This is a genomic window from Chromohalobacter moromii, from assembly GCF_023091865.1.
In the GTDB taxonomy this organism is placed as follows: domain Bacteria; phylum Pseudomonadota; class Gammaproteobacteria; order Pseudomonadales; family Halomonadaceae; genus Chromohalobacter; species Chromohalobacter moromii.
Genome location: NZ_JAHXDI010000004.1, coordinates 188,756 through 205,923, shown reverse-complemented (window position 1 = coordinate 205,923; position 17,168 = coordinate 188,756). Strand labels below are relative to the sequence as shown.

General features: G+C 59.9%; 16 protein-coding genes. 5 read left to right on the top strand and 11 right to left on the bottom strand.

Going from position 1 to position 17,168, the window contains the following annotated elements; genetic code table 11:
* Nucleotides 1–22: 22 nt before the first annotated feature.
* From KZO83_RS13880 to yacG, 4 genes are all read left to right on the top strand, one after another.
* Nucleotides 23–1,255, top strand: a complete 1,233-nt coding sequence (locus KZO83_RS13880; RefSeq protein WP_247621218.1) for a type II secretion system F family protein — start codon at nucleotides 23–25, stop codon at nucleotides 1,253–1,255.
* Between the two features lie 70 nt (nucleotides 1,256–1,325).
* On the top strand, nucleotides 1,326–2,168 hold the full coding sequence (locus tag KZO83_RS13875) for a prepilin peptidase (RefSeq protein WP_418904312.1): 843 nt from the start codon (nucleotides 1,326–1,328) through the stop codon (nucleotides 2,166–2,168).
* A gap of 10 nt (nucleotides 2,169–2,178) precedes the next feature.
* Complete coding sequence (gene coaE / locus KZO83_RS13870; RefSeq protein WP_247621217.1) at nucleotides 2,179–2,817, top strand: dephospho-CoA kinase; 639 nt, start codon at nucleotides 2,179–2,181, stop codon at nucleotides 2,815–2,817.
* Nucleotide 2,818: 1 nt separating this feature from the next.
* Nucleotides 2,819–3,052, top strand: coding sequence for a DNA gyrase inhibitor YacG (yacG, locus tag KZO83_RS13865; RefSeq protein WP_178997204.1), 234 nt, complete (start codon nucleotides 2,819–2,821; stop codon nucleotides 3,050–3,052).
* A 77-nt stretch (nucleotides 3,053–3,129) separates the two neighbouring features.
* On the opposite strand, the gene KZO83_RS13860 is transcribed toward yacG, so the two are convergent.
* The 4 genes from KZO83_RS13860 to KZO83_RS13845 form a co-directional block, all read right to left on the bottom strand.
* The gene (locus KZO83_RS13860) at nucleotides 3,130–4,074 is read right to left on the bottom strand and encodes a Nudix family hydrolase (RefSeq protein WP_247621216.1); all 945 of its coding nucleotides are present in this window, start codon (nucleotides 4,072–4,074) and stop codon (nucleotides 3,130–3,132) included.
* 106 nt (nucleotides 4,075–4,180) lie between these two features.
* Entirely contained in the window at nucleotides 4,181–5,389 is a 1,209-nt protein-coding gene (gene argJ / locus KZO83_RS13855; protein WP_247621215.1) for a bifunctional glutamate N-acetyltransferase/amino-acid acetyltransferase ArgJ, read from the bottom strand.
* A 33-nt stretch (nucleotides 5,390–5,422) separates the two neighbouring features.
* Nucleotides 5,423–8,161: a preprotein translocase subunit SecA gene (gene secA / locus KZO83_RS13850; RefSeq protein WP_247621214.1), complete on the bottom strand. Its 2,739-nt coding sequence runs from the start codon at nucleotides 8,159–8,161 to the stop codon at nucleotides 5,423–5,425.
* Between the two features lie 73 nt (nucleotides 8,162–8,234).
* Complete coding sequence (locus tag KZO83_RS13845; protein WP_247621213.1) at nucleotides 8,235–8,609, bottom strand: hypothetical protein; 375 nt, start codon at nucleotides 8,607–8,609, stop codon at nucleotides 8,235–8,237.
* Nucleotides 8,610–8,677: 68 nt separating this feature from the next.
* On the opposite strand from KZO83_RS13845, the gene KZO83_RS13840 reads away from it, so the two are divergent.
* Nucleotides 8,678–9,139, top strand: a complete 462-nt coding sequence (locus tag KZO83_RS13840) for a DUF721 domain-containing protein (RefSeq protein ID WP_247621212.1) — start codon at nucleotides 8,678–8,680, stop codon at nucleotides 9,137–9,139.
* Nucleotides 9,140–9,237: 98 nt separating this feature from the next.
* Here KZO83_RS13840 and lpxC read toward each other — a convergent pair whose 3' ends face one another.
* From lpxC to murG, 7 genes are all read right to left on the bottom strand, one after another.
* On the bottom strand, nucleotides 9,238–10,149 hold the full coding sequence (gene lpxC, locus KZO83_RS13835) for a UDP-3-O-acyl-N-acetylglucosamine deacetylase (RefSeq protein ID WP_247621211.1): 912 nt from the start codon (nucleotides 10,147–10,149) through the stop codon (nucleotides 9,238–9,240).
* 115 nt (nucleotides 10,150–10,264) lie between these two features.
* Complete coding sequence (gene ftsZ, locus KZO83_RS13830; RefSeq protein ID WP_178997189.1) at nucleotides 10,265–11,449, bottom strand: cell division protein FtsZ; 1,185 nt, start codon at nucleotides 11,447–11,449, stop codon at nucleotides 10,265–10,267.
* 38 nt (nucleotides 11,450–11,487) lie between these two features.
* A complete protein-coding gene (ftsA, locus tag KZO83_RS13825) occupies nucleotides 11,488–12,759 on the bottom strand; it encodes a cell division protein FtsA (RefSeq protein WP_247621210.1) in 1,272 nt (423 codons plus the stop codon).
* 201 nt (nucleotides 12,760–12,960) lie between these two features.
* A complete protein-coding gene (locus tag KZO83_RS13820; protein WP_040241759.1) occupies nucleotides 12,961–13,683 on the bottom strand; it encodes a cell division protein FtsQ/DivIB in 723 nt (240 codons plus the stop codon).
* A gap of 7 nt (nucleotides 13,684–13,690) precedes the next feature.
* Entirely contained in the window at nucleotides 13,691–14,635 is a 945-nt protein-coding gene (locus KZO83_RS13815) for a D-alanine--D-alanine ligase (RefSeq protein ID WP_247621209.1), read from the bottom strand.
* Nucleotides 14,632–16,101 carry a UDP-N-acetylmuramate--L-alanine ligase gene (gene murC, locus KZO83_RS13810; protein WP_040241765.1) on the bottom strand — a complete coding sequence of 490 codons (1,470 nt, stop codon included), beginning with the start codon at nucleotides 16,099–16,101 and terminating at the stop codon, nucleotides 14,632–14,634. The genes KZO83_RS13815 and murC overlap by 4 nt, the downstream gene beginning before the upstream one ends.
* The gene (murG, locus tag KZO83_RS13805; RefSeq protein WP_040242151.1) at nucleotides 16,085–17,146 is read right to left on the bottom strand and encodes an undecaprenyldiphospho-muramoylpentapeptide beta-N-acetylglucosaminyltransferase; all 1,062 of its coding nucleotides are present in this window, start codon (nucleotides 17,144–17,146) and stop codon (nucleotides 16,085–16,087) included. The genes murC and murG overlap by 17 nt, the downstream gene beginning before the upstream one ends.
* Nucleotides 17,147–17,168 lie beyond the last annotated feature (22 nt).

Below are 17,168 nucleotides of genomic sequence, written 5' to 3'. Positions count from 1 at the left end.
CAAGTGACATGAGGGCAACGACATGGCGGTAGCGACACGCAGCAAGGCGCCTCGGCGCGTCGTCCTGCACCGCTGGCGGTGGAAGGGCAAGAATTCCCGTGGTGAAACCATTCAAGGCGAACTGGTCGCCGCGGATGAAATGGGCGTGCGCCAGGAGCTCGGGCGCCAGAACATCCTCGTCAAGCGGATTCAACGCGTGCGTAGCCCTTTCGGGCTGGGTCGCATACGTCCGCAGGACATCACCCTGTTCGCGCGCCAGATGGCGACCATGATTCGTGCCGGCATTCCCTTACTGCAGGCGTTCAGTGTCGTCTCTGAAAGCCTTAAGCGCCCCGCCATGCACCACCTTATCGAGACGCTGATGAACGAGGTCTCGGCCGGCGCCAGCTTTTCCGAAGCGCTCTCACAGCATCCGCAGCATTTCGACCGCATGTTCGTCAACATGGTCGAAGCCGGCGAACAATCCGGCTCGCTGGATCGCATGCTGGAGCGTGTCGCCAGCTACAAGGAAAAGATCGACTCGCTGCGCTCCCGCGTGCGCAAAGCGCTTTATTATCCCGCCGCCGTCGTGCTCGTGGGCATGGGAGTGACCGCCCTGCTGTTGATTAAGGTCGTACCGCAATTCGAGAGTCTGTTTCGCGGCTTCGGCGCCGACCTGCCCGCCTTCACGCAATTGACCATCCATCTCTCGGAATGGGTTCAGGCCTATTGGCCGCACTTGCTTGGCGCCTTCATCGCTGCCGGCGTGCTGATACGTCTCGGCATGCGGCGCTCACCACGCTTCGCCTATCGCATCGATGGCCTGATGCTGCGCCTGCCGGTCATCGGTGACATCCTCGACAAATCGTCGGTAGCACGCTTTTCGCGAACCCTAGCGACGACGTTTAGTGCCGGGGTTCCCTTGGTCGAGTCACTGCAGACTGCGGCAGGCTCGACCGGCAACCGCATCTACCAGCGCGCCATCAATGAGGTGCGTGAACACGTCGCCAGTGGCCAGCAACTCAACTTCGCCATGCGCGCCACCGGACGCTTTCCCAACTTGGCCGTACAGATGATCGGGGTCGGCGAAGAATCCGGCGCGCTGGACGCGATGCTCAACAAGGTCGCTGATTTCTACGAGGAAGACGTCGACACCAAGGTCGACGCGCTGACATCGTTGCTCGAACCCTTCATCATCGTAGTGCTGGGCGTTCTGGTCGGTGGTCTCGTCGTGTCGATGTATCTACCGATCTTCGAGATGGGATCGGCCATCTAGGACGCTACCGCGTTTCCCAATTCATCCGCCCCGGCATTTCGCCGGGTGCGTTCGTTTCAGGAGTGGCACGTTGCTTGCCGATATTCCTTTACCGTGGCTGGCCGCAATGGCGTTCGTCCTCGGGACCTTGCTGGGCAGTTTTCTCAATGTCGTCATCGTACGCTTGCCGGTGATGCTGATGCAGCACTGGCGCCAAGAAGCACGCGATGCACTGGCGCTTCCCGAGGAAGAGGTCGCACGCTACAACCTGTGCACGCCACGCTCGCAATGTCCGAGCTGCCGCCAGACAATCGCCTGGCACGACAACCTGCCGCTCATCGGCTGGTTCAAACGCCGGGGCCGCTGCGCGCATTGCCGGGCACGCATCAGCGTGCAATATCCGCTGATCGAGCTGATGGCGGGTCTATTGATGGCGAGCGTCATCATCGTACATGGCGCCACCTGGGCGGCGCTGGCCTGGAGCGGATTGTGCCTGGCATTGCTGGTGCTGGCAGTCATCGATCTGCGGACCCAGTTGCTCCCCGATATCATCACCTTGCCCTTGCTGTGGGCCGGCCTGCTTTATCAGCTCTTCTTTCAGCCCTATATGCTCGAGAATGCCGTGATCGGTGCCATGGCCGGCTATGTGCTGCTGTGGAGCTTCTACTGGCTGTTCAAATGGCTGACCAAGAAGGAAGGCATGGGGTACGGTGACTTCAAGCTGTTAGCGGCGCTGGGCGCCTGGCTAGGCTGGACGATGCTGCCGATGCTACTGATGCTATCCGCCGGGTTGGGCGCCATCATCGGGGTACTGTTGCAGCTCTCGCTGCCCCGCTTGCGCGGCATGCCACTACCATTCGGCCCCTTTCTCGCCCTTGCCGGATGGGTCGCGGTACTCTTCGGCGCACCACTACGCGCCTGGACCGGCTTATGAGGAATTGGCCATGACATCCGCCGCCCCCATCATCGGCGTAACCGGTGGCATCGCTTCAGGCAAGTCCACCGTCGCCGCCATGTTCGCCGAACTGGGCATTCCCTGGGTCGATGCCGATCTCGTGGCACGCGATATCGTCGCGCCCGGCGAACCCGCGCTGGACGAAATCGTGGCACGTTACGGAAACTCGCTTCTCGACGCACACGGCGAGTTGCAACGCCGCGCCTTGCGCGACATTGTCTTCGCCGATGACGGCGAGCGCGCGTGGCTGGAAAGCGTCACGCATCCACGCATCCGTCAACGATTGCGCGAGCGTCTCGAGGCGATACGCCAGGACGCAGCCCCTTATGGGCTACTCGTGTCGCCGCTGCTGTTCGAGACGGATCAAGTCTCGCTGGTCGACCGCCGTCTGGTCATCGATGTTCCCGAAGCGCTTCAGGTGTCGCGCACTCAGGCACGCGATGAAGTGAGTGAAGCTCAGGCGCATGCTATCCTCGCGGCACAGATGCCCCGCCAAGAGCGGTTGGCGCTTGCCGACGACGTAATCGAGAATCATGGTGACATGACGGCGCTGAAAGCGCAGGTCGCCAAGCTCGACGCACATTATCGGCAACTATTCGATGCCACCCATCAGGAGCATTCGCTTTAGCATGACGGAGACATCCCAAGACCGCCCCCTTGAAGTCGCCTGTCCTCAGTGTCGCACCAAGGTCGCCTGGACAACCGACAACCCGTATCGCCCTTTCTGCTCGAAGCGCTGCCGCTTACTCGACCTTGGCGCCTGGGCCGATGAATCCCATCGTATCGCGGGCGAGCCCGCTATGGATGAAACCGACCTCGATCGTTTGATCGACGATCTGGAGCGCGGCGAACCACGCCAATAAGGTATAAACGCCAACGGCCCGCCAAAATGGCGAGCCGTTGGTATGCGATATCACGCTGTCGCGACGAGGCGAGCGCGTTATTTCCAGAGGTCGCGAATCGTCGCAATCCCCTGGGCGCCCACTGCACGCGCCTGGTCTATATCGTGTCGCGTGACCCCTCCTAGCGCATAGACCGGCATGCCTGCGGTTTCCACTAGCTGCTGGAAGTCATGCCAGCCGACCGGCGCAGTATCGGGGTGGCTCGGCGTCACGCGCAGCGGCGAAAAGGTCACGAAATCGCAGCCAATCTCAGCGGCCTGATCGAGTTGGTGAGGATCGTGCGTCGACGCTCCTAGCCACTTGTCATGAGCGATGGGGCGGTGCTTGAGCGCCATCAGTGAACGACTGGGCAAATGAATGCCATCGGCATCGATGCTGTCGAGCAGTGCTGGATCGCCATTGAGAATCAAGCGTGCCTCATAGCGACGACAAAGCGCGAGTGCTTGCTCGGCACGTTTGAGATACGCGCTATCATCCAGCGTTTTGGCCCGCAGTTGCACCAGGCGCACGTCCTCATCGCGCAAGGCGCGCTCGAGCTTGTCGAGAAACACCGTGTCGTCGGCTTCTTCGTCACTGATCAAATACTCGTGCGGCAGGCACACCGCGCGCAAGATCGGGTGGTTGGCTTCCGGGAACGGGTAATTATGCAACTCGTTCTGCGGTACCCAGCGCACCGCCTGGCCCTCGCGCCCGAAGGGCTCGCCCTCGAACTCATGTACCTGCCAGACATCGAGCAAAATGCGTTTGTCGGCATATTCATGGTGAACGCGAATGAGTGGTTGAGCGCGCAGGATCTCAATGCCTAGCTCTTCACGGAGTTCACGCCTGAGCGCTTCGAAACCAGTTTCGTAGGGTGCCAGCTTGCCCCCGGGGAATTCCCATAGCCCACCCTGATCGACGATCGAGGGACGGCGTGCCAGCAACACATGGCCATCCTCGCGAATGATGGCAGCCGCCGCTACGTGTACCCTTCTCTTCACCATGTTGGTCATTTCACCTTGACTGACTATTCATGATCCGCAGACCGAAGACGGCCCGCTTATCGCTGCTGCCATCCGCACTCGGCTAGCCGTTCTGTACGACTCGCACTCAGCTACGGTAGTCGGCATTGATGGAGACATAATCGTGTGACAAGTCCGACGTCCAGACCGTCGCCGCGGTATCTCCGCGTCCAAGATGGATGCGAATCGTAATCTCGGACTCGGCCATGACTGCGCTGCCCGCCTCCTCGGTATACGAAGCCGCGCGACCGCCTCGCTCGACGAGTGCCACCTCACCGAGGTCGATAGCGATACGCGACACATCCAAGTCGGGCACCGGAGCACGCCCGACCGCCGCCAAAATACGCCCCCAATTGGCGTCACTGGCATAAAGCGCCGTTTTCACCAAGGGCGAATGCGCCACGGTAAAGGCAACGTCCAACGCTTCCTGCCGATGCGTTGCCCCTTCGACCTCAAGGGTAACGAACTTGGTCGCACCCTCGGCATCACGGATGATGGCCTGCGCCAATTCTACCAGTACCTCGGTCAGCGCCGCAGCAAAGCGCGACTCGTGCTCATCGGTATCGATGCGAGCACCGCGTCCGGTGGCAGCCAATGTACAGGCATCGTTGGTAGAAGTGTCCGAGTCCACGGTGATGCAATTGAAGGAGTCATCGACGGCCCGCCGCAGCAATACCTGCAGGCGCGCGTCGTCGATGGCGGCATCGGTGAAGACGAAGCTCAGCATCGTGGCCATATCGGGCTTGATCATGCCTGAACCCTTGGCGATGCCGTTGATCGTCACCGGCTGGCCATCAATCTCGATACACGTCGTGGCGCCTTTGGCTCGCGTATCTGTCGTCAGAATGCCTTCGGCCGCGGTCTGCCAACCATCCGCCGACAACACGGCAAGCGCTTCCGGCAACGCATCGCATAGCCGCTTTACCGGCAGGGGCTCGCCGATCACGCCGGTCGAAAACGGCAAGACGGACTGCGCGGCGACACCCGCCAGCTCGCCCAGCGTCTGGCAACTCTGCTCAGCATCGAGCATGCCCTGCTCACCCGTACCGGCATTGGCGTTACCGGTATTGATCAACAGATAACGCGGCTTTGCCGCCTCGAGATGACGTCGCGCCACATGAACCGGCGCCGCGCAAAAAGCGTTGCGCGTAAACGCCGCCGCCAGCGTCGTTGACTCGGGCAACTCGATCACTACCAGATCACGGCGCCCCGCTGCCTTGATGCCTGCCATCGACGTGCCCAGGCGAATACCTTCGATGGCCGGCATCGCCGGAAAACTCGCTTCCCCCACCGCCATGTCGTCTCTCCTCACGCCACGCTTGCCTTGAGCTCAGCTCAACTTGCCATGGCAATGCTTGTATTTCTTGCCAGAACCGCAAGGACACGGATCGTTACGACCCACTTTAGGGCCTTCACGGCGTACCGGCTGTGTATCTTCTTCGTCGCCAGCACGCTCCTCGCCTTCGGCGGTCACCGCCTCGGCCGAGGCCACGGCGTCTTCATGCACCGGTTGGCTGACCGCACGTTCGCGCTCCAGCGTGGCACGCCGTTCACGCTCCAGCTCATCGACTTCTTCCTGACGCCGCACTTGCACATGACTCAGGATGCGAATGACATCATGCTTGATGTTGGCCAGCAGCGTTTGGAAGAGTTCGAAGGCTTCACGCTTGTATTCCTGCTTGGGATTCTTCTGTGCATACCCACGCAAATGGATCCCGCGACGCAGATGGTCCATGTGCTGCAGGTGTTCTTTCCAGCGCGTATCGAGCACTTGCAACATGACCTGCTTTTCGAAACGACGCATCAGCTCCGGGCCGACTGCCTCGGCCTTGCTGGCAAAGAGACCGCGATGCTGATCGTGCAGACGTTCACGCAACAGGTCTTCATGGAAGTGTTCGTCTTCTTCTGCCCATTGCACCAAGGGCACATCGAGGTTGAACTCCTGCTTGAGATAGTCCTGCAACCCAGCAAGGTCCCACTGCTCGGGCAAGCTCTGCGCCGGCACATAACTGGTAATGGCCTCGGACAATACTTGCTCACGAATCTCGGCGATATTGGACGAGAGATCATCGGTGACAAGCACTTCATTGCGCTGCTGATAGACAACACGTCGTTGATCGTTGGAAACGTCGTCGTATTCCAGCAGCTGCTTGCGGATATCGAAGTTGCGGCCCTCGACCTTTTTCTGAGCACGCTCGACGGCATTGGACACCATCTTGTGTTCGATCGCCTCGCCACGTTCCAGTCCCAGGGCCCCCATCAACCGCTGCACGCGATCCGAGCCGAACAACCGCATGAGGTTGTCTTCCAATGAGAGGAAGAAGCGTGTCGACCCGGGATCGCCCTGACGACCTGAGCGCCCACGCAGCTGATTGTCGATGCGTCGGGATTCGTGGCGTTCGGAACCAATCACATGGAGACCGCCCGCAGCAAGTACAGCATCGTGGCGTTCCTGCCATGCGGCCTTGAGTGCTGCGACCTGCTCGTCGGAAGGATTATCGAGAGCCGCCGCTTCGGCTTCCCAGTTACCGCCCAGCACGATGTCGGTACCACGCCCGGCCATGTTGGTGGCGATGGTCACGGCACCGGGCTGCCCCGCCTGGGCGATGATTTCCGCTTCACTCTGGTGTTGCTTGGCGTTAAGCACATTGTGCGGTATCTGATACTTCTGCATCAGATGGGCGAGATATTCGGAGGTTTCGATCGATGCCGTGCCCACCAGAACCGGGCGACCTGCCTCGCGTTGCGTCTTGACGTCGTCGATGATGGCTTCGAATTTTTCCTCACCACTCATGTAGACCAAGTCATTATGGTCCACACGCACCAACGGGCGGTTGGTGGGAATCACCATGACATCCAGGCCATAGATCTGACGGAACTCGAAGGCCTCGGTGTCGGCGGTCCCTGTCATCCCCGCCAGCTTCTCGTAAAGACGGAAGTAGTTCTGGAAGGTGGTAGAGGCCAACGTCTGGCTCTCTTTCTGGATCGTGACCCCTTCCTTGGCCTCGACCGCTTGGTGCAGCCCCTCGGACCAGCGGCGGCCCGGCATGCTGCGCCCGGTGTGCTCATCGACGATGACGACTTCATCGTTGTTGACGATGTAATCGACGTCGCGATGATAGAGATGACGCGCACGTAACGCCGAATGCACATGTTGTAGAAGCCCCAGATTCTGGGCCGAGTACAACGAGTCGTCCGCGCCCAGAAGCTCCGTCTCTCTCAGTATCCCTTCCAGCTTCTGGTGACCGGTTTCCGTCAGCTCCACCTGCTTTTGTTTCTCATCGAGGATGAAGTCCCCGCTGGTCGGGTCCTCTTCGTCGCTGCACTCTTCAAGCCCCAGGGAAAGCTGATTGATACGCCGGTAAAGCTCGATGTTTTCTTCTACCGGGCCGGAAATGATCAGCGGCGTGCGCGCCTCGTCGATGAGAATCGAGTCGACTTCATCGATGATTGCGTAGTGCAGCGTACGCTGGACCTTGTCATCCAGCGAAAACGCCATATTGTCACGCAGATAGTCGAACCCAAATTCGTTGTTGGTGCCGTACGTGATATCGCAGGCGTAGGCTTCACGCTTCTGGGGCGAGGCCTGGCCGGAGTAGATCGTGCCCACGCTGAGATCGAGAAATTCATAGAGAGGGCGCATCCACTCGGCATCGCGGCTGGCCAGATAATCGTTGACCGTCACCACGTGCACGCCCTTGCCCGGCAATGCATTGAGATAGACCGCCAGGGTACCGACCAAGGTCTTGCCCTCGCCGGTTTTCATCTCGGCGATGCGGCCTTCGTGCAGCGTCATCCCGCCGACCATCTGCACATCGAAGTGACGCATTCCCATCACGCGCTTACTCGCCTCGCGCACGACGGCGAAAGCTTCGGGCAGTATCTTATCGATGGATTCGCCTGACTCCAGGCGCGTGCGGAATTCGCTGGTCTTTGCCGTCAGCGCGGCATCCTCGAGAGACTCGAACGTGGGTTCCAACACGTTGATGGCCTCGGAGGCCTTGCGCATGCGTTTGACTTCGCGCTCGTTCTTCGAGCCAACCAGCTTACGAACGATAGTATTGAGCATGTGAGATCCTGAAATCCAAAAGTGCCTAAAACGTCATATCGGCCACCGCATCGACGCGGCGCCAGCATCAATATCAGGCGATTAATCGCCCGATACCTCGAAACAAGACACTGCGTGGAGGACCTCGGCGCGAGAGAACATCGAGTCCCACGCTCAACACATGATAGAAGCGCTGCGGCAAGCGCCACAGGCGAGGAGACGGGGGGCGACGTCGCCTAGTGCCCAACAAGCGCTTGCGTCGCTCCACACGACGCGATTGGGCACGAATGGCTTCCGGCGCCATCAGACAGATCTGCGTCAACCGCCCGGCGATACGTAGTGCGTCGGAGTGCATCAACCCCGCCGGTAACAAGCACCCGACCAACAGACCGGCGAGCCACCATTGCGCACGGTGACGCGCGCGAACGCGACGCGGCGACGTTGAGCTATGGTGCGTAGCGCTGGTCATGCTATCGACGAGCTCCGGCTCATGGTAGATTGCGCAGACATTCTGCTTTCCTTCGCGCGGGCAAGCCCATGAGTATAAAGGCTAAGCGTTTCCGAGCCCAGTCCATCCACCATCTCATCGACGGATCCGGCGAATTGGGGTCGGTGGTACGTATGGCGAAACTACTACAGCGGGCCCAACAGCACCTGCGTGCCGGGCTTCCCGCCGAAATCGCCGAACATGTCTATGTCGGTGGCTACCGGGAAGGCGCTCTGACGCTCATTACCGATGGCGCCGTATGGTTGACGTGGCTACGTTACGAACGCCAACGCCTTCTCACACTGCTGCGCCAACTCCCCGAATTCGAAGCCGTACTCGCGCTCAACTTCAAGGTCCGTCCTGTACACCCTCTCAAGACGCCCACCTTTCAGGCACGCGCACTTTCAACCGAAGCCGCCCATCATCTCAAGGCATGCGCAGACGACACCGCGGACCCCAAGCTAAAAAAAGCGCTGACGCGCCTGGCGTCTCATGCCCCGGACGACGGCTAGACGGTCGTGTCCGCGTCACCCCCATAAAAAACGCCGACCTATCGGTCGGCGTCAATAAAAGCTTGGTCTTACGCTTAATCTTACAAACGGTGCGGCTATCAAGCCAACGCTGGCGCCGCGTACGAGATAGGCGCTGCTTGCGTCTCGTCTTCAAAGGTCACGATTTCCCAGGCATCCTGCTGCGCCATCAAGGCGCGACATAGCTTGTTATTCAAGCCATGGCCGGATTTGACGCCGCGAAATTCACCGATGAGGCTATGTCCCAACTGGTACAAATCGCCAATGGCGTCGAGCACCTTATGCTTGACGAACTCATCTTCGTAGCGCAAACCCCCTTCGTTCACGATACGATAATCATCAACGACGATGGCATTATCCAAGCTGCCACCGAGCGCCAGATTCTGGGCACGCAGGAACTCCAGATCACGCATGAATCCGAAAGTACGCGCGCGGGAGACTTCTTTCACGAACGACGTCGTCGAGAAGTCGACGCTCGCCGTCTGCTTCTGGTGCGCGAAAACCGGATGGTCGAAGTCGATGGCGAACGCGACTTTAAAACCGTTATGCGGTAAGAAGCGCGCTTCCTTGTCGTCCTCTTCAACCACGATCTCACGTTTGATGCGGATAAACTTCTTGGCCGCCCCTTGTTCAGCGATGCCCGCGGACTGAATCAAGAAGACGAACGGTCCAGCGCTACCATCCATGATGGGCACTTCCGGGGCGCTGAGCTCGACGAAGACATTGTCGATCCCCAAGCCGGCAAATGCCGACATCAGGTGTTCCACCGTCGCCACTTTGACGTCGTCACGCGAAAGCGCGGTACAAAGCGTCGTGTCGGTGACGTATTCGGCGTTGGCGGCTATCTGCACCACTGGATCGAGATCGGTACGTACGAAGACGACGCCAGTATTGACCGGCGCGGGGCGCAGCGTCAGGTAAACCTTTTCACCTGAGTGCAAACCCACACCAGTGGCACGGATGGTATTCTTTAATGTACGTTGTCTAATCATGGGCGTAAGCCAAGCTTGGAAATCGTTATGAAACGCTGTTCACTATAACACCGAACGAACGTTTCAACAAAAAAATGTCGCCTGGCCACGCCTATGCGCCCAGCATGTCGTCCGATCAATCGGCCTGACGGCGCAAGAACGCCGGGATATCCAGGTAGTCGTCGAGCTCTTGCGACTTACGGCGCGACTCCTGCCTAGACTTAGCCGACTCATCCTGCTCCTTCGCAGCCTGCTGGCGCATGACCGTTGGCTGCTGCAGCTTGCGATAATCGGGCGATTCGGCACTGCGTGCCGCCGCAACGGTCTCACGCTGCGGTGTAGCGACTGTCGCCTTTTCCTTGAGGCCCTCGAGGCCCGCTGCCACCACGGTGACGCGCAACTCGTCGGACAACTCCATGTCGATGGACGTCCCCACCACGATCGTCGCGTCCTGGGAAGCGAACTCTTGTACGGTAGCCCCCACATCGTTGAACTCGCCGATGGAAAGGTCCGGCCCCGCCGTGATGTTGACCAAGATGCCGCGCGCGCCATGCAGGTCGATGTCTTCCAGCAAGGGGCTGCGGATGGCCTTTTCGGCGGCTTCACGCGCACGGTTCTCGCCAGTGGCCGCGCCGGTCCCCATCATCGCCATGCCCATCTCGGACATCACCGTGCGCACGTCGGCAAAGTCGACGTTGATGATGCCAGGACTGGTGATTAGCTCGGCGATCCCCTGAACCGCGCCCAACAGTACGTCGTTGGCGGCACTGAACGCCGACAGCAGGCTGGCGTTCTTGCCGAGCACTGCGAGCAGCTTCTCATTGGGAATGGTAATCAGCGAGTCGACATACTCGGACAGCGCTTCCATGCCCTCTTCGGCAGCCCGCATGCGCTTGGGCCCCTCGAAGGGGAATGGACGCGTCACTACCGCCACGGTCAGAATACCCAGCTCTTTGGCGACCTGTGCCACGATAGGCGCGCCGCCGGTCCCGGTACCGCCTCCCATGCCGGCCGTGATGAACACCATGTCGGCGCCTTGCAGCAGCTCGGCGATCCGCTCACGGTCTTCCGTGGCCGCTTGACGACCAACCTCGGGGCTGGCGCCAGCCCCTAGCCCCTTAGTGATTTCGCTGCCGAGCTGAAGAACGGTCTTGGCAGCGACGCGCTTGAGCGCCTGAGCGTCGGTATTGGCACAGATGAACTCAACGCCTTCGATGTTGCTTTCGACCATGTGGTTGACGGCATTGCCACCGCCACCACCGACGCCAATCACCTTAATAACCGCGCTGCTAGAAGGTGCGTTATCTACCAGTTCGAACATAAGCCCCGTCTCCTGTGACCGCTACTTGTGCGGCCCTCTCAGAAATTTCCTTTGAACCAACCTTTGATCCTTTCCAACCCCGAGCGTTCTTGCCTTTGTCCACGTCGGGTATGAGCCTCTTCTCTACGGGGCTGAGCCGACACGACAGCATTACGTTTGGCATCATTCATACCGTAGAGTAGCAAACCCACTCCCGTCGAATAAATCGGGTTACGAACGACATCGGCGAGGCCGCGAACGTTTTGGGGATAAGCAATGCGCACGGGCATGTGAAAGATTTCTTCGGCTAGCTCGACGACACCCTCCATGCGCGACGTACCGCCGGTTAGAACCACTCCGGCCGCCACGAGATCTTCGTAGCCACTACGCCGCAATTCTTCGCGTACCAATGTAAACAATTCTTCATAGCGCGGTTCGACTACTTCGGCCAACGCCTGACGAGAAAGATCGCGCGCCGGTCTGTCTCCCACGCTGGGAACCTTGATCATTTCGTCGCTACTCGCGAGCTGGGTCAGCGCGCAAGCGTATTTGACCTTGATATCCTCCGCATACTGCGTCGGCGTGCGCAGCGCCATGGCGATGTCATTGGTGACTTGGTCACCCGCGATGGGAATCACCGCCGTGTGGCGTATGGCCCCCTCGGTAAACACGGCGATATCGGTGGTGCCACCACCGATATCCACCATGCACACGCCCAGCTCGCGCTCGTCCTCCGTCAATACCGCATGACTGGAGGCCAACTGCTCCAAAATGATGTCATCGACTTCCAAGCCGCAACGACGCACGCATTTCTCGATGTTCTGAACGGCATTCAATGCTGCCGTGACCAAATGAACCCGCGCCTCGAGACGTACACCGGACATCCCCATCGGCTCACGAATACCTTCCTGATTGTCGATGGCGAATTCTTGAGGCAACACATGAAGGATACGCTGTCCTTCAGAAATAGCACGTGCGCGAGCCGAATCGATGACACGCTCGATATCCGAGGGTGTTACTTCCCGCTCCTTGATGGCTACGACACCGTCGGAATTCATCGAGCTGATATGACTGCCCGCCACGCCAACATACACCGAGTGAATATCGCAACCCGCCATCAACTCAGCTTCCTCGACGGCACGCTGAATCGACTGCACGGTCGACTCGATATTGATGACGACCCCTTTTTTCATGCCTCGAGAGGGGTGCGAGCCAATACCTGCGATCTCGATGCTTCCATCATCGGAAGGCTGGCCGACGATAGCCACCACCTTGGACGTTCCGATATCCAGCCCGACCACCATGTTGGAAGCATTGGATTGTCCTGCCATAGGTCGGGGTCACTCCTCGAACTGCACTGGGTTTGAAATTCATTGATCTATAAAAACGCGCTGGGCCAATTATAGGAACATGTTACTTTACATCACCACCCAACAAATGAAACCGGCCTCAGAATACGGTGATTTTTTCGAAAAGGGAAACCCCCGTCGCCCGGATTTCGTGGCCTGGCGCCGAAAAAGGCAACTGCGCCGTTACTCTGTCGCATCTATTTCTGTCTGTCCATGCCAAGCGACGGAAACACCATTGGGATAGCGTAAATCAATGTAGCGAATTTGCGACGCCTGCGTTCCCAACTGTCGTTGCCAGGCCGCCGTAAAACGTGCCAGACGAGATTCGAGATCGGTACGCCCCAGGATAACCCATACACTGTCATTCACCTGAAAACGCCAAGCGCCACGATCTTCCAAACGTAATTGAGTCACACGCAAGTCCAAGGTCTCCAGACGGCGTAGCAACGAGTCGAGATACGCCAATACTTCAGGCCCAGTGCCCTCGGGGCCCGCTAGATCGGGCAAAGGTTTATCGAAATCATCGACCGGCCCCGGTGAAAAAGGCTCACCATGCGTATTGAGCAGCTTGTCGTCGTTCCAGTGTGCAACCGGTGCTTGTTCGAAAAGCTCAAAGCGTAAGGCATTCGGCCATTCACGCGAGACTTTCACCTCCGACAGCCAGTCTATATTGCGCGCCTTGTCACGCACCTGGTCGAGATCGATGGATAGCCAGGTTTCACCGCTGACCAAGGGCGCGAGATTGCGCTGCAAGTAAGTCGCCGAAACGTAGTGCAGATCGCCGCCGATGGAGACCCGCTCGATGGGCCGGTCGAGCCAAAGCCACAACGTGCGCCCGCCCGCACCGAGCAAAACGGCCAACAAGATCAAGCCTAATAAGGCACCGCGCAAACCGGCCTCCTTCATTCTCGCGTCACTCGCCGGTCGTGGTGTCGAGAATCCGCAACACCAGCGCATCGAAGTCGAGACCGGCATGTGCCGCCGCTTGCGGCACCAGGCTATGATCGGTCATGCCCGGCACCGTATTGACTTCGAGTAGCCAGAAGCGTCCCTGCGCATCGCGCATCACATCGACACGCCCCCAGCCACTGCCGCCGATCACCTCGAACGCGCGGCGGCATAGTTCGCCCAGCGCCCGTTCATCGTCGGCCTCGAGACCGCACGGCAATAGATAACGCGTGGTATCGGAATGATACTTGGCCTCGTAATCGTAGAAGCCACTGGGCACTTCGACGCGAATCGCCGGCAATACCTCGTCGCCAAGTAGCGACACGGTATATTCCTCGCCCTGCACGAAACGCTCGGCTATGATGGCGTTATCGAAGCGTGCCGCCTCGGCATGCGCCGCGATCAACTCTTCCCGTGTACCGACGATGCTGATCCCGATAGTCGAGCCTTCATGCACGGGTTTAACGATCAAAGGCAACCCGAGGGTCTCGATGACCGCATCCCAATCGACCGTACCCTCCAGCATGACGCTTTCCGGCGTGGGCAGGCCATGCGCGCGCCAGAACTGTTTGGTGCGTTCCTTATCCATCCCCAGCGCAGAGGCCAGCACACCGCTACCCGTATAGGGGATGTCCAACAACTCCAGAGCACCCTGCAAAGAGCCATCCTCACCGTCCCGACCATGCATGGCGATGAAGACACATTCCGGCGCAAGCGCTTCTAACCCACTCAACCCACCACCGGCGAAATCGAATCCGTGGGCGTCGACACCGCTACGCTTGAGCGATGTCAGGATAGCGCGGCCACTAAGCAGCGACACTTCACGTTCAGCAGAACGGCCACCGTATACCACGACGATGCGCCCCGGATGTAGACGCTTCGCCCCCTCGTTCGTCACGCTGTCATTCATAATTCCATTCCATCCAGATGTAACCGACAACCGGCTAGACGCAACGAAATCCCACCAATGTCACCGGCGCCCTGGGTGATCAGGATATCGTCGGGGCGCAGCACGCGTGACAACAGCGCCGGCAGCTCCTGCTTGCTTTCGACGAACAAGGGATCGACTTGACCACGCTGACGAATCGACCCGGCCAATGTCCGGCCCTCCGCCCCCGGAATGGAAGCTTCCCCAGCGCTGTAGACATCCAGCAGCAACAGCGTATCCACGCCCGAGAGCACACGCACGAAATCCTCGTATAGATCTCGCGTACGCGAATAGCGATGCGGCTGGTACAGCATGACCAGGCGACGATCGGGCCAGCCCGCACGCACCGCGTCGATGACCATTTCCACCTCACGCGGATGATGGCCGTAATCGTCGACCAACATGACCTCGCCTTCGGCAGCCGGTGCCGGAAACTGCCCATGCACCTGGAAACGCCGCCCCACACCGGCAAAGTGTGCCAGACCGCGCTGAATGGCCGCATCGTCGACACCCGCGTCGCTAGCCACGGCGATTGCCGCCAACGCATTGAGGGCATTGTGGCGCCCTGGCATGCCCAACTTAATCTCGAGCGGCGCCATACCAGGCGGGCGCTCGGCGGTAAAATGCACTACGCCACCGCGCTGGACGAAATCACACAACCGGTAATCGGCATCCTCGGCGAAACCGTAGGTGACGAACTGACGCTGGAGACGCGGAATCAAGCCACGCACGTTGTCATCGTCGATGCACAGCACCGCCAGCCCGTAGAAAGGCAGGTTATGCAAGAATTCCAGGAAGGTATCCTTTAGCCGCGTGAAGTCGCCCCCGTAGGTCGCCATATGATCGGCATCGATATTGGTGACGATCGAGACCATCGGCTGCAAGTGCAAAAACGAGGCATCCGACTCGTCGGCCTCGGCCACCAGATAATCGCCCTCGCCCAGGCGCGCGTTGGCGCCGGCACTGGTCAGCTTGCCGCCAATCACGAAGGTCGGGTCGAGCCCACCCTCGCCGAGCAGCGTCGAGGTCAGGCTGGTCGTAGTGGTCTTGCCATGCGTACCCGCCACGGCGATGCCATGGCGAAAACGCATCAATTCGGCAAGCATTTCCGCACGCCTGACGACGGGAATGCGATGCTCGCGCGCCCAGCGAATTTCCGGGTTCTCGGTGTCGACGGCCGTGGAGACGACCAGGACATCGGCCCCCTGGGCGTGCTCATCGACGTGCCCGATGCACACGCGAATGCCGCAGTCGCGAAGATGCCGCGTGACCGGCGACTCACGCAGGTCGCTGCCGCTGACCGTATAGCCCTGATTGGCCAGCACTTCTGCGATTCCGCACATACCGGCACCGCCGATGCCCACGAAATGGATATTATGAATGCGGCGCATGCCCAATCCGGTGCGGTTCGGGCGGGTTGGGCCGGAAACGTTATTCGCTGTCAACATTTGCCTCCATGCACCCTGCCACCAGGCGCTCGATCGCTTCCAAACGCGCTTCGGAGCGAGCCGCGACCGCCATGGTGGCCAAGGTCTCAGGTTCGAGAAGAGCCGCCAACGTCTCGGCGAGACTCACCGCCGATAGTTGTTCCTGCGGCATCAAACGCGCGGCCCCGGCATCGACTAATTGCCGCGCATTGAGTGTCTGATGATCGTCGACGGCATGCGGAAACGGCACCAACACCGAGGGCTTGGCCGCCGCCGCCAGCTCGGCGATTGTCAAGGCTCCCGCGCGGCATACGATCAAGTCCGCCCAGTCATAAGCAGCCGCCATATCGTCGATGAAGGCACTGACCTCGGCGCTGACCTCCATCTCGGCGTATTCCGCTTGCGTCGTGGTTTCCTTGTCGCGACCGGCCTGATGTCGAACATCGGGACGTTGCGCCGCCGGCAATCGAGCAAGCGCCTGGGGCACGTGGCTGTTCAATGCCTGGGCCCCCAGCGACCCACCCAGCACGAGCAGGCGCAAGGGGCGCGCGCGAAGCGTCTCGACATCGCGGGGTGTCTCGCCCAGCGTCGCGATGTCATCGCGGACGGGATTTCCCACCACATCCGCGTGGCGTTCGCCGAACGCACCAGGAAATGCGGCATAGACGCGATCCGCCAGACGCGATAGATAGCGATTGGTCATCCCAGCCACGGCATTCTGCTCATGAATGATCAAGCGTCGCCGCATCAACCAGGCGGCCAGCCCGCCTGGCCCACTGGCGAAGCCGCCCAGCCCGACGACCAGTTGCGGGTCGAATGTGGCAATCACCTGGCGTGCCTGCCAGATGGCTTTGGCCAGACGCCATGGGGCCCACAGCCACCCGGCGATCCCATTGCCACGCAGCCCGGATACTTGTACGCGATGCAAGGTAATATCCGCCGCCGGCACCAATTGGTTTTCGATTCCCCGAGGGCTGCCCAACCATTCCACCACGACACCGCGCTCGCGCAGCGCCTTGGCCAGCGATAACGCGGGCACCACATGACCACCAGTACCACCGGCCATGATCAGAACACGGGACACTTGC